Annotated in this window: 8 protein-coding genes; 3 read left to right on the forward strand and 5 right to left on the reverse strand. The window is 27.4% G+C overall.

Annotated elements, in window-relative coordinates; genetic code table 11:
• Positions 1-40: 40 nt before the first annotated feature.
• The 5 genes from GOY14_RS00525 to GOY14_RS00545 all read right to left on the reverse strand — a co-directional run bounded on the left by GOY14_RS00525 (position 41) and on the right by GOY14_RS00545 (position 5,098).
• Positions 41-412, reverse strand: coding sequence for a hypothetical protein (locus GOY14_RS00525; RefSeq protein WP_175809292.1), 372 nt, complete (start codon positions 410-412; stop codon positions 41-43).
• Positions 413-1,518: 1,106 nt separating this feature from the next.
• Positions 1,519-2,505 carry an NAD(P)H-dependent flavin oxidoreductase gene (locus GOY14_RS00530; protein ID WP_175809294.1) on the reverse strand — a complete coding sequence of 329 codons (987 nt, stop codon included), beginning with the start codon at positions 2,503-2,505 and terminating at the stop codon, positions 1,519-1,521.
• Positions 2,506-2,510: 5 nt separating this feature from the next.
• Positions 2,511-2,984 carry a cytochrome b gene (locus GOY14_RS00535; protein WP_175809296.1) on the reverse strand — a complete coding sequence of 158 codons (474 nt, stop codon included), beginning with the start codon at positions 2,982-2,984 and terminating at the stop codon, positions 2,511-2,513.
• Positions 2,985-3,220: 236 nt separating this feature from the next.
• Positions 3,221-4,495, reverse strand: coding sequence for a M16 family metallopeptidase (locus GOY14_RS00540; protein ID WP_175809298.1), 1,275 nt, complete (start codon positions 4,493-4,495; stop codon positions 3,221-3,223).
• Positions 4,496-5,098: a superoxide dismutase gene (locus GOY14_RS00545; RefSeq protein WP_175809300.1), complete on the reverse strand. Its 603-nt coding sequence runs from the start codon at positions 5,096-5,098 to the stop codon at positions 4,496-4,498.
• 1,563 nt (positions 5,099-6,661) lie between these two features.
• On the opposite strand from GOY14_RS00545, the gene tsaB reads away from it, so the two are divergent.
• The 3 genes from tsaB to secA all read left to right on the forward strand — a co-directional run bounded on the left by tsaB (position 6,662) and on the right by secA (position 14,160).
• Positions 6,662-7,264 carry a tRNA (adenosine(37)-N6)-threonylcarbamoyltransferase complex dimerization subunit type 1 TsaB gene (gene tsaB / locus GOY14_RS00550; protein ID WP_175809847.1) on the forward strand — a complete coding sequence of 201 codons (603 nt, stop codon included), beginning with the start codon at positions 6,662-6,664 and terminating at the stop codon, positions 7,262-7,264.
• A gap of 852 nt (positions 7,265-8,116) precedes the next feature.
• Positions 8,117-9,283, forward strand: a complete 1,167-nt coding sequence (gene odhB / locus GOY14_RS00555; protein WP_175809302.1) for a 2-oxoglutarate dehydrogenase complex dihydrolipoyllysine-residue succinyltransferase — start codon at positions 8,117-8,119, stop codon at positions 9,281-9,283.
• Between the two features lie 2,282 nt (positions 9,284-11,565).
• A complete protein-coding gene (gene secA, locus GOY14_RS00560; protein ID WP_410543577.1) occupies positions 11,566-14,160 on the forward strand; it encodes a preprotein translocase subunit SecA in 2,595 nt (864 codons plus the stop codon).
• The last annotated feature ends 292 nt before the right edge of the window (positions 14,161-14,452 follow it).

The raw sequence follows: 14,452 nt of genomic DNA on the forward strand, positions 1-14,452 counted from the left end.
GCTTTTAAAATCAGGTAATTGAAATACATAGATTTAGTCTTTATCTTTTTTTTTTACTATCAGATTGTAAGTTTATGCTTTTTGAGGAATAAAACTTTTCTTTCAAATAACTCGTTGCTTTTTCTGTGCTGCCAAGCAGCATAATTAATACACCAAATAATATTATCATGAGAAAGATTAATCCTCTAAACATTATTGCAAAGATCACTACAGTTATACATAATCCTATAATTGTTGAAGGACTCATGTTTTTTATAGTATCTTTAGCTAAAAATGATGAGGCAAAATTTTTCACTATTTTTTGTATATTTTTTAATTCGTTATCCATTAAATTAGCTTTGCTAGAGTATGGTACGAAGTTAAAACTTAGTAAAGCTATGAAAACAAAAACCCTATTCAATTGAATATACATTAACTAAATACCTCTAATAGTTTTTGATTGTAATAACTTCCACACCAACAAGCAAGAACTGTATTTACCTGTTTATTGTAGTAATATATATTTAATTTTGCCTTACTGATTTTATATGTTTGTATTAATTATGTTAATTTTCTTGTGGAAATCTGAATGTAATTCAACTTTGCTTAGTAAATATTGCAGCTATATTATAGTGATGCTTTTTCAATTGGGTATTTGCTGCTTTTAGTAACAGAGTGTTTTTTGTTGAAAGAGTACAATCTATTATTAGGTCTAATATCAAAGATTTTTATTATTTAGTTTTTTTTAGTAAATTCTTATTGTTTTTTTATTGGGATTCCACATAGTGGAGTGAACTTTTTTTGATTAGTGGTTTACTACATGGTCTACATTATTTCGTGTTAATATTGAAATCTTCATTTTTTGTTTGTAAACTTCTTTCTTTTTTTTAGTTCTGAAAAAAAATGTGATTTCTCTATATTATGAGTATATAAATTAATCTTTTTAGTGTGAATTGTATGCGTTGAAATGAGCCATTAATTATGAATAGTGATTTTTTATAACTATATAAGGTTTCTGTGTACTATATATTATAGTAAAACTTATGCTATCTGGATAGTGATACTGAAGTCCAATAAAATGGATCTGAACAAGAGATAATATATAGTATTTTAGTGGAATTATTTTTGGATTATATTTGGCTTAGTGTTATAATATTATTATCTAGTAGTGAATTTGGAAAAAATATAGAGATTTTTTATATATTTAAATAACATTATTTATTATAGAAGCCAATATCCATATATTAATTGTTTTAATGTTTTAAGAAGTTTTTAAATAAGAAGACAGGGGATTTTGTGTATAATTGTTTGTTTATTCTTAATAAATCTTGCAAATAGTGTTTTATGCTGTTTTAAATTTTAAAATAGATGTGTTTTGACTTGTATTAGGTAAAAATTAGAGATTTTGTAGTGTTAAGGTTATATTATAGAGAATTAAGTATAAAATATTAGTTATATGATAATTTTATTTTTAAAATTCAAATCTTGATTTATTAATTATTTATTTTGATTATTATTTTTCTGTTTTTGTAGATTTTTTTAATATAACTCTGCTTGTTGGATTAACATGTTCATTACTTCTTTTACAGGCTTTTCTTTATTGACCATGCCAACACTTTGACCAGCCATTAGAGATCCTGTTTCAACATCTCCTTCAATTACTGCTCTTCTTAGGGCTCCAGCCCAGAACTTTTCTATTTCAAGCTGTCCATCTTCTTTTGAAATTTGTCCTCTTTGGTATTTATCAATAATCTCTTTTTGGTGTTGTATAAAATCATCGCTTGCTTTGTTAGCTATAGCTCTTACTGGAATTACAGGAAAATCAGAGCTTATTTGTACAGAAGATACTGCATTACGTGCAGCTGATTTTATAAATACTTCCTTAAAATTTTTGTGAGCAATTGATTCATTTGTACAAACAAATAATGTACCTATTTGGCAGCCACTTGCTCCTACTTTTAAGTAATTTACTATCATTTCACCTCTTCCTATTCCACCTGCAACAAATACTGGTGTTTGCTTATTTTTAAAATAAGGTAATATTTCCTGTGCAAGAACGGAAGTACTAACAGGACCTATATGTCCACCTGCTTCCATCCCTTCTATTATTAATGCATCTACCCCCATTTTGACTAATCTTTTTGCTAAGTTTAGTGATGAGGCAAAGCATATTACTTTTATGCCAATGTTCTTAATTTTTTCTATGCTAGCTTTCATTGGCAGTCCACCAGCAAGAACTATATGAGTTACTTTTGTTTCGATACATATATCTATTAATTCATTTAAACTTGGATGCATGGTAATGAGGTTTACACCAAATGGTTTGTTAGTTAGTTTTTGTGTTTCTATAATTTCTTTTTTCAGTAAATCAGGAGACATTGTACCGCATGCAATTATACCAAAACCACCAGCATTCGAGATTGCTGAAACTAAGCTTCTTTCTGAAACCCAGCTCATAGCACCGCCCATGATTGCAAGATCGCTGCCAAGGAAATTTGCCCCCTTTTTCCAGAGATTATTTAACATATAATCTATATTATACGTTTTAAAATATTTTGTTTGTTTATAAATGTATGCTTTAAAGTACCAAGTATATGTAATGTTATAGAGAATATCATGAAGTATGCGAATATTGAATGTAGCTTGTTGGCTATATTGCTTAGCTCTTTATTTTTGTCGATTAGTAAAGGAATATGAAAAAGGTATTTTATCTTTATACCAGAAGCAGAAGACATGATATAACCTGATAGTGGCATGAGCACCATTAAAAAATATAAAAAAAAGTGTATTACTTTACTTACATTGATTTCTAACCTAGAAAAATTTTCTGGGAATGGTGGAATATGAGTAAATATACGAAAAAATATTCGTGTTATAGCTAACACGAAAACAGTAATTCCGCAAGTTTTGTGAACAGTATACATATTAGATTTTGTTTTATTGTTAGCCGGTAGGCTTTTCATGTAAAAACCAAAGCAAAGCATGCTAGTAATAAAAGTAGCCATTAACCAATGGATCACTCTTAAGCTTAAACTGTATTTACTATTCCTTCCTTTCACTCTCAACTTGATTACCTCAAAGTAGCATTTATATAGTAAAAAAACTATTTTTCAATCAAAATATTCACTTGATATTTCAATTAAAATTAAACATATTCAATTTTAAATTAAGTAGAAAGTAGGGCTATATATATTATGAATTAAAAGTTTTTTATATAGAATTGTAACTTATATATTAAGGACTAAACTTGAAGCATAGAAATTATTTTATCATAGTTTGGTAGTGACTTAATTTCTCCAGTTGCTGCTAAAGTAGTTTTTTCACGATGAAATAATAACTTTTTTACTGTTTTTTTTATGTCAGTGATAGTAACTGTGCTGATTTTTTTAATTAGTTCATTTTTACTGATATATCTATTATAGTTGCTGTAGTAGTATCCTAATGCTTTGGCACGAGAATTGACACATTCACGTGACATTAAAATTTGTGATTTTACTCGTTCCTTTGCTCTATTTACTTCTTCTTCTTTCAGATCATTTGTAGGTAACTTTTTTAGTTCTGTTGTTATAGATTTTAAAAGTTTATTTAAGTTACTACTATCTGTGCTAGCAAAAATGGAAAACATTCCTGTATCAGTATAGCTAGAATTAAAGGAATAGACTGAATAAGCTAATCCCTGTTTTTCTCTTATTTCTTGAAATAAGCGTGATGACATTCCGCTTCCCAGTATAGAATCAAGTACTTGAAATATGTGATGTTTATCATCATGATGGGAAACGCTAGGGAAACCTAGTAATAAGTATGTCTGATCTAATTTGCGATATTCTAAATACTCACCACCAGTATAACTTGCATTTTGTGTTTTTTGAAGTTCCTTTAGGTGAATTTTTGAGAGAAAGTCTTTTGTTGATTGAGTAATTTCTTCATGTTTTATATCTCCTGCAACAGTAAATAATATGTTTTTGCCGAAGTAATGCTCATTTATATAGTTATTAAGATCTTCTCGACTAAAAGACTTTACAGTGTGTTGTGTACCTAGGATTGATCTACCGAATGATTGATTTTTATAAGCTGTTTCAAAGTACTTATCAAAAATAATGTCACTTGGTGAATCATTGATCTGAAAGATTTCTTGTATTACAACACCTTTTTCTCTCTCCAGTTCATCTTCTGGGAATGTAGAATTTATTAATATATCTATTAATATGTTGATACCAATTTTTATATCTTTCTTAAGAATTTTTGCATAGTAGTTAGTGCTTTCTCTACCAGTACTAGCGTTAAAAAAACCACCTATGTCATCAAAAGCTTTTGCAATCTCAAATGCAGTCCTACTTTTTGTTCCTTTAAAAGCCATGTGTTCTAGAAAGTGGGATATACCATTTTGGTTTGCACTTTCAGCCCTACTACCTACACCAATATGTATATTTAGAGCTATGATATCAGTGTCATGTACTTGTTTAGTGATTATGCGTAACCCATTATTTAGTTCTGTTATTTGGGGTGTATTTGTCATTTATATATATTCTTTATTTAAATTATCTTCTGCAAAGTCCCAATTAACTAAATGGTCAAGGAAAACTTTTATGTAGTCAATTCTACGATTTTGATGATCTAAATAGTATGCATGTTCCCAAACGTCCATAGTGAGTAGGGGTACTTGACCATAAATTAATGGCAAATCAGAATTCGAAGTTTTAGTTATTTTTAGCTTTCCTTTTTCAAGTACTAACCATACCCATCCACTACCAAATTGGCTCACTCCATAGTTTGAAAATTTTTCATAAAATTTATCAAAGCTCCCAATGTCCTCTTGAATTTTTTTTGAGAGAAGACTATCCTTTTTAGGTTTATTGCCACCATTTTTTTTCATTGAGTTCCAATAGAAAGTGTGATTCCAAACTTGTGCTGCGTTGTTAAATATAGAAATTTTGTTATTGTTACCATGAACTTTTATTATTAATTCCTCAATCTTTATGTCTGTATTTTCAACTAGCTCGTTGAGCTTGTTTAAATATCCCCTATGATGCTTATTATAATGAAAATCTAAAGTCTTTGCAGATATATAAGGCTCTAGAGCTGTTTTATCATATGGCAGCTCAGGTAAAGTAAAGCTCATGTTGTAACCTCTTAAGTTTCTAATTTATCATAATAGTATTCTAATATATAATTTTATGCAATAATAATTATGTTTTGAAATAAAGAGTTAAAGATCTATTAGAATTTTGACCCTATCTTAAAACAATAGAGAATATTTTACTGTTAGGTACTGTTAGGAAAGTTAATGATGCAATGTTCTATGAAGATATTTCTTACTAAATTTATCACTATCTTGACAGTATTGTAGGCTGTAAGAATTTATTTTCTAGTTTTTATCTTTTATTTAAGATCATGGATAGCATAAGCATATTATGTATCTATTTTAAAAATGAGCTAGCGGTACATTAGCTTATAGTTTATAATCTTTAATACTAGATGTTTATTATATTTAAAGTGGTATAAGGTAATTAGTGAAGGTTATACATAACATATATTGAGCGTTATTTTTAAATTTATTGATTATTTACTTGAAAGTGTGCTTCTGGAGTTAAAGAGAGGATAGGACTATGGCTGTAAAGTAGGTTAGATTTATTTTAAAGAATGTTATGTTTATACTATTTTATTTTAAAGTATTATGTTAATTACTTTGGTTCTTGAAGTGTTATAAAGTAATCAAGTAAGATGGAAGCTTTGAAAGCTTCTATAAAATATATAGTAAGGATGTAATGGGGAAAAAGTTTATAGTTCATGTTTCTTATATTTAAGGATTTTCATAACTGAGAAATGAAAATGATGATGCTGTAATATCTAATTTATTAAAATGATGAGAAAAGGTTTTGTCAATTTTCGTTTTAATCAAGCTGTAAGTAATTTGCTAAAATATGTAAGTAAGATTCAGACTCTCTTTTTTTGAAATTTACTGGTCGTGTTTTAGATATATAAAGTGGTTGATATGATGGTTATTTGAGTTATTTAATCAAAGTAAATAAAATTTATTAATATAATAATTAAAATGATAATTTTTGTAAAACTTAGTTTACAACAAGGTTGATTATACTATTGGTAAGTGATATCAGCTTAATTTGTAGATTAAAATATTGAATTTAAAGATAAATGTCTTTAACATGAATGAAAAGTTAATGATTTATTTGATGTAGTAGATATAGGTTTCTGTGTTTGAGATTATATATTTATATTAGATTTTGTTTTGTATATGAAATTGATAGTAAATCTGATATTTAGTTAATAGTAGGGTTTATTGGAAGGTTATTTTTGTCTAAATTTAAGTTTCAATTTAATTTTTTGAGGTTTTGAATTTATTTGTGTAATTGATTATTCTTGGCTATATTTATTTACTAAAAAGTGCCGTGCTAAAGTAATTCTGAGGGGATATATATCATTAAAGTTGGAGAAGAGAAAATACGGTTTAGTTTTATTATGTTTAATGTATTAAGTCTGAAGATAATTTAAGTATATTCTTGGCAAGTTACTATATCAAAAAAATATTATTATCTTTAAATTATTACTTTAATTGTGTTTTTTGATTGTTTGTGTTAGTAAATATGAAGGTCTTTATATATCAATTAAATTTAAGTATCGAGAAATTTTACTGTTATGAAGTTTTATGGTTAATTATAATATGATGTCTATTTTGGCAATTGATACTGTGGGGTTAGGTAGTTCAGTAGCAATAATAGATCATGCTGGTAAGTGTTTAGTAGAACATAATTCCACTCACAATAATTATATCGAATCATTTTTTCAAAATTTAGATACTTTGTTTAGTAAGCATAACTATAGCTATGATAAGATAGACCACTTGGTAGTAGTAGTTGGGCCTGGAAGTTTTACTGGGATTAGAGTTGGTATATCAGCTGCAAAAGGAATAAATCTTGCTATAGGTAAACCATTGTATGGAGTTAGTGTACTAGAAATGCAAGCATATATGATATCATCTCTTCATGTAAATAGTAAAAAAAATATTAGGGCTATAATTAAAAATGCTCGAGGGTTTTATACGCAATTATTTAGTTTTGATTTATTGCCACTATCGTATCCAACTGTAGTATGTAACATTGCTGAATTTCAGTACTTAGATACTGAGGTAATGAGCAATAACTACGCTGCTACGTATATGGATTGTAATAATTTACCTGAATTAAATGCTAGTCATGCAGGGTTATTGACTTATTATAAGCTAAAAAATAAACAAAAATTAGGTGAAGTTAAGGCTCTCTATTTGTAATAAGTCTGGTATGTGCATTTATTAATAAGTTAAATTTTTGTATAAGCTCATATACTTGGTTAAGTTTATACGTCTATATGTATTTTCAATGGAAGATTTTTGTAGTTAAGATGTTGTGTAGTTTAGAAATATAAATTCTTATAGTTTCGTAGGTTTATAACAGAAGATTTTTATTAAGAATTAATAATCTGTTGGTGTATTTTTAGGATGTAAAGATCTTTTTACATTTATTTATTAGATATTATATACTTTTTGTAAGATACTAAAAGTTAATTTAATGTAAAGTCTTGTTAATGACAGTGTAATTTAAAATAGAAATATTAATAAATAAAACTTGTTATATATTCACGTTATTTTATCACAGGTAAAAGATATTTAGTGATTTTTTATCTAAATGCATCTCTCAATTGGGCCTATTTTTTTGTAATAGAAAATTTTAGATGGGTATTTTGTAATGCAAGATATTTTACTATAGTTATGGCTTTTTAAATATTAGTACCTGAAGAGAAGGTTAATATAATAATCGAGAGGAAAATTTTTTATAGTATTAATTATAGGATTATAGATTTATGTTTCTGATTGGGCATACAAATAATGTGTTTTATGTATGTTACTTGGCAGAATGTGTAAAAGTTCATTGAATATTAGTGAGAGGTTATTAATTTGAATAGAAAAGTTTGCTTGAAAGTTAAACATAACTTTTATTTTTTGAAGATAATTTTGAGTAAAGATTAGATTAGAGGTAGGAGAAAGATTATAGTAAGCTTCTTTTTTAATTTTGAATAAGTTTATTAGTTTATTATGTATTTTTTATATGTAAAATTATAACAAATTCATGCAGGGGGTTGTTTTATGAGTAAAGTTATAGAGATTAGAGCACCGGAAATTCTTGGTGGTGAATCGGTTACAGAAGGTATAGTTAAAATAAAGAGAAATATTGGCGAATCAATAAAAGTAGATGATTTAATTTTTGAAATTGAAACTGATAAGGCAGCACTTGAGTTAACTGCAGAAGCTTCAGGACAAATAACTGAATTTTGTGTGAAGGAAAATGATGTAATAAGTCCAGGTCAATTGTTAGCTAGGCTTTCTATAAGGGAGATAAAAGAAGATGAATCAGGTGAAGATGAATTAGGTGAAGTGCATGTTAGAAAAAACTCTCCATCAGCTCGTAAAATTATGAAAGAAAATTCGATCAGTGCAGAAAGTATTAAGGGGACTGGAATGGGAGGTAGAATAACGAAAGCAGATTTGAGCTATATAGATAAAATTGAGCAATCTTCAATATATGAAGAACTGCCAAAAAGGGTGATAAGAGAGCGAAGAGAAGAACGAGTAAAAATGAGTAAAATAAGGCAAGTGATTGCTGCGCGTTTAAAGGCTTCACAAAATACTGCTGCAATATTAACTACGTTTAATGAGATTGATATGCAAAACGTAATGAATTTGAGGGCAAAATATAAAGAAGCTTTTGAAAAGAAATATGGAATAAAATTGGGTTTTATGTCCTTTTTTATAAAAGCAGCGGTGCAAGCTTTGAGAGAGGTTCCTGAAATTAATGCTGAGATTTCAGGTGAAGAAATTATATATAAGTATTATTATGATATAGGTGTTGCTATTGGTGCTGATAAGGGTCTTGTGGTTCCTGTTATCCGAAGTGCTGATCAGATATCATTTGCGGAAATTGAGTTAGCTTTGGCTACTCTTAGTAAAAAGGCACGTGAAAGTAAGTTACAGGTATCAGAAATGGAGGGTGCAACATTTACTATCTCTAATGGTGGAGTATATGGTTCACTTCTTTCCACTCCAATAATAAATCCTCCACAATCTGGAATACTTGGAATGCATTCAATACAAAATAGACCTGTTGTTGTGGGAAATTCAATTGAAATTAGACCAATAATGTATATTGCCCTCTCTTATGATCACAAGATAGTTGATGGTAAAGGAGCAATAACTTTTCTTGTTAAGATAAAAAATTGCATAGAGGATCCGAGTAGATTACTTTTAGAAGTATAATTAAGTTAGTTGTTTATTTAATATTGCAAAAATGTGAAATCATCTACTCACTATTTTAATAATTGAGTAATTTCTTGCACTTGATTATGCTGTTTTTAAAATATGTAAAGGGTGAGTTCGTAACAGTGTTTTTATTTTTTAATGAATTATCTGCTTAAGTTTAATATTAAAATTTTTTAGTGTAGTAACCATTTAAAATGATTAAAATATATCTTTTTAAGAATGATAGTACTTCGTTTTTTTCTTTTTTTTGTTTTTTTATCAAATTATCCTTGATAACTAGTTGTCCATATAAATACAAATGTTCAAGAATATAGTAGCAATTATTATTATATAATCTTTTAATTTTTCTTTAAAATTGAAGTTTTTTTTATTTTTTTACTCTTTTAACTTGAGTTTTTTTCTTTCTTAAGTAGGTTATATACTAATATGTTATTATTTTTTTGTAATATATAGGAGATAACTTGTATATTTCTATATTTTATAGAAAATTTTTGAAAGTAGAGTTTAATCTCTTTGATTATTATTGCAAGGCTTTTAGTAAAGTCTAAAGTAGAGCTACTATTTAAATAATGTACAAATTAGTATCAGTTCATTGCTAATAAGTTAAAGATAGTGTTCCTTGTTTTTATTTAATATAGTCACTGTTTGCTATAGTTTATGTATTAGTAGAAGTAAAAGCATTTCAAGTGGGTGTTTACAAATAGTGAAGATTTGGTTTTTATCATTTTATTTATGTAGGAAATAAGTTTACTATGTTTTTGTAATTAAAGTTTTATATTAGTAATTAACTTACTAGTTACATTTTTTAAGTTATTCTAATTAATATGCTTAAAATGTATTTTAAGCATATTTTTAATGTTCATAAAAATATTTGTTTATATCTTTTAATTAATATAGACTATGAAGTAGTATATTTTTTTATGTCACCAGATTATTTTTTTCTTCTTAAGAATCAATTCTAAACAAAATTTTGATGCTAAATATTAACTTTATCTATTCTGCTCTAATTTATAGAAGTTAATGTTGTTTATTATCTAGTGTACAAGTTATTTTTTTTAGTATTTTTAATGTCAAAAAAGTTTGAGTTTGATATAGAAAGCTGTCTAGATTAACTAGATTTTTTTAATGCTAAGACTATAAAATGTTCTATATTTTCCTTATAAGTAGTTTTCTTTTTTGTTAATTAGAAGTCTTGTTGTTTATCTTTTTTTTTTATTTTTCTTATCTTTCAAAATATTAGATGTAAAGTTTAAAGCCATATCAATGCTTTTTTTTTTTAACTAGTATTCAGTCTATACTGAATCAGTATTATTGATAATAATATTTTGTAATTAGGTTGAGTTGAAGGTTCTTAATCTAGTAAATAATTGTAATGTTTTATATGCTATAAACTTTAGTGTTTTCAGTTGGTATAATTTTTTTTGTTTTGTAATATATTATTTTCTAATTTTTAATTATTTAATGCTTATCATTAATTAATTTGATATCTTTTATGTTTCTTTAATGTATATGTTGACCTGCTTTTTTGTGCTTTTTAGGGATTTTTTATTGAAATTAAATATGAATGACGAATATAAATATTATATTCTATGTTCGAGTCTTATAAGTCTTAAAAATTAAGATCTAAAAAAAGTATTTATTAAAACATAAGATTTTCTTTTTGAGTCTTCTATATGTTTTCATAATAAGTAACCTTTAAAAGTTCAAAATAGTATTTCTTTTATGATTAAATGTGTATTGTATGTTTAGCTGAGCTAAAGTAAGTTTTTTAAATTGTATTATCTTTGTTTTTGTTTTGGAAAAAATTATTGAATTTCAAAAGTTTTTATGTTGAATACTAATTAAATTCATTTTGTTAAGCTCTAGAATAGAGAAGATGCGCATTAATGGTTTTATTATGTACTTATAATAATTTTTTAATTACTTTTTTTTAAAACTAAAGAGGCTCTTTTTAAAATATAAAACTACTAAGTTTTTTTATACTGTTTTTCTGTTCATATTATACTAGAGTTTTTATAAGAAATTTTTAATGATTAAACGCTTAAGATAATATAATGGAGTCTTTGTAAATGTATTTTAGTGAAAAAGCTTTTGAGGATAAATTATGAGGTGTTTTTGTTTGCTCTTTGTAAATATAAGTAAATGTTTATTAAATTTAGTATATTATTGTTATAAGCTAAGTTTAGTAATATAATTTTGTATAAAAATAGACACTTAAATTTATGTCAGATTTTATTGTGCTTTTAACAATTTCTTTTATATTTTTTATTTTTATATTATTGCTTTTTTTCGTGAAAAAGGTAGCAAACAGAAAAATAATAAAGTCTTTCAGAAAAATTGTTCAACAAATAAATGCATTAGAGTTGGAAATGCAGAGTTTATCTAATGAAGAGCTTGCTGGTAAAACTGAGGAGTTTAAACGAGAATTAAAAAATGGAAAAACATTAAATAACCTTCTTGTACCTGCTTTTGCAGTTGTACGTGAAGCCTCTCGCAGATTTCTTAACATGAGGCACTTTGATGTTCAGTTAATTGGGGGGATAGTTCTTCATAATGGCATGATATCAGAAATGAAAACAGGAGAGGGAAAGACACTTGTTGCGACTTTAGCTGCATATCTTAATTCTTTAGAGGGAAAAGGTGTGCATATTGTAACTGTTAATGATTATCTTGCAAAACGTGATGCGGAATGGATGGGTAAGTTGTATAATTTTCTTGGGGTTTCTGTTGCGTCTATTACAAGTGGTTTGACAGATTTTGAGAGGAAAAAAGCTTATAGTGCAGATATCGTATATTCAACAAATAATGAACTTGCTTTTGATTACTTGCGAGATAATATGAAATTTTCTCAAGAGGATATGGTTCAGAGAGGTTTTAATTATGCAATAGTAGATGAAGTAGATTCTATATTGATCGATGAAGCGCGTACTCCACTTATTATTTCTGGTCCAGTTGAAGAAAAAAATCAAATATATAGGTGTATAAATAAAATAGTTACTAAATTAGTTGATTCTGATTATGAGATAGATAGAAAGGGTAGGGCAGTATTTCTTACTGAAGATGGTATGTCGCAAGTAGAGAAACTACTTAGGTTATATAATCTTATTCCTGAAAATTCTTCTCTATATGATGCTAATAATATGGTTATAATTCATTATGTAGATCAAGCATTACGTGCACATAAGTTATTTGCCGCTGATAAAGATTATATAATAAAGGATGGTAAGGTAGTAGTTATTGATGAGTTCACTGGGCGTATTATAGAGGGTAGGAGATATTCTGATGGTCTTCACCAAGCACTTGAAGCGAAAGAGAATCTTGAGATTCATCGTGAGAACCAAACTTTAGCATCAATTACATTTCAGAATTATTTTCGTATGTACAATAAGCTTTCTGGTATGACAGGAACGGCAGCAACAGAAGCGGAAGAGTTTCGTGATGTATACAGATTAAATGTAGTAAAAATTCCAACTAATGTTCCTGTAAAGAGAATAGATGTTGATGATGAAATTTATGGTACGGAGAAGGAGAAATTTAATGCTGTATTGAAATTTATAAAAGAATGTCATAAACGTCTTCAACCAATTCTTGTTGGTACGGTCAGTATTGAAAATTCTGAGAAGCTTTCTGTACTTTTACGAAGTCATTCTCTTAAGCATTCAGTGTTGAATGCTCGTTATCATGAACAAGAGGCGTACATAATATCACAGGCTGGAGTACCGGGGAGTATTACTATAGCAACTAACATGGCAGGACGTGGAACTGATATTCAGCTTGGTAGAAATATTGAAATGTTAATGAAAATGGAACTAAAGAAGGTAAAAAGTGCTGAGGAGAGAGAAAAAAAATATCAGGAAATAGTTGAAAGAGTGAGAAAAGATAAGGAAATTGCTATAAAAGCCGGTGGTTTATGTGTTATTGGAACTGAGAGACATGAAAGTAGAAGAATAGATGATCAGTTGCGTGGCCGCTCTGGTCGTCAAGGTGATCCTGGGCTTTCTAAATTCTTTTTGTCACTTGAAGATGATTTAATGAGAATATTTGGTTCTGATAGAATAAGAGGTTTTTTGCAAAAGGTGGGGCTAAAGAATGATGAAGCTGTTCATCATCCATGGCTTAATAAGGCACTTGAGAAGGCACAAAAAAGAGTTGAAGCTCAAAACTATGATGTGCGAAAATCTCTACTTAAGTTTGATAATGTAATTAATGATCAACGTAAAGTTATTTTTGAACAGAGAAATCATATTTTAGGTAATGAAATTAATGATTTATTTGAAATATATAGTGAAGTAAATGAAAGAATAATAGAAAGTGTAGTGCAAAGTGGTTATTATGAAGATTGTATTGAGGATATTATTGAAGTCTTTTATACAAGATATGGTATAAATCTTGATAAAGAAGTACTAACAGAATTTTTAGATAAACAAGAAGCGTTAAGTTATGTAAATAATAAAATACAAGAGTTTTTTGCTGAAAAGGAGAACTATTTTAATAGTCAGAATACTACAGACTTATGGAACAGGGTAGTAAAACAAGTGATGATTATGACACTTGACTATTTATGGAGGGAACATCTTTCAGTTTTAGAGAGCTTAAGGCAAAGTATAAATTTACGTGCTATAGGGCAGAGGGATCCACTTAATGAGTTTAAGCGTGAAGCTTTTTTGATGTTTGAGTCGATGCTTGAAAAATGGAAAGAGCTAACTGTTCATCGTCTAGCGTACTTTAAGTTATCAGATAATCAAGAAAAAGCTAATAGACTGTATTTTATTAAAAAAAATAGTTTTCCGAAAATATCAAGAAACGATAAATGTCCTTGTAACTCAGGTAAAAAGTATAAGCATTGTCATGGGGCTATTACTTTAGTAAATTAGTAACTGCTTTTTCTTAACTTTTGCATCGTATTTTACAGTACTTAATTTTCTCTTTGTAAGATCTAGTTTTTTATTTATTGATAAGGCTTATTTTTTTCTTTTTGTATTCATTTTATCAATTTATTTAAATAGTGTTTTTTATTCTTATGTAAGAGAATGTAAGTTATGATTAGAAACAATAGTTTTATAACTTATAGTTAAAAAAAACTTACTTTAAGTTTAACGAGTATCTAATTTTTAGTTATTAGAGAGTAGTACTTATGTACATAATTACAATATCTGTAATAATATA

The sequence above is a fragment of the Wolbachia endosymbiont of Dipetalonema caudispina genome, from assembly GCF_013365495.1.
Classification (GTDB): Bacteria; Pseudomonadota; Alphaproteobacteria; order Rickettsiales; family Anaplasmataceae; genus Wolbachia.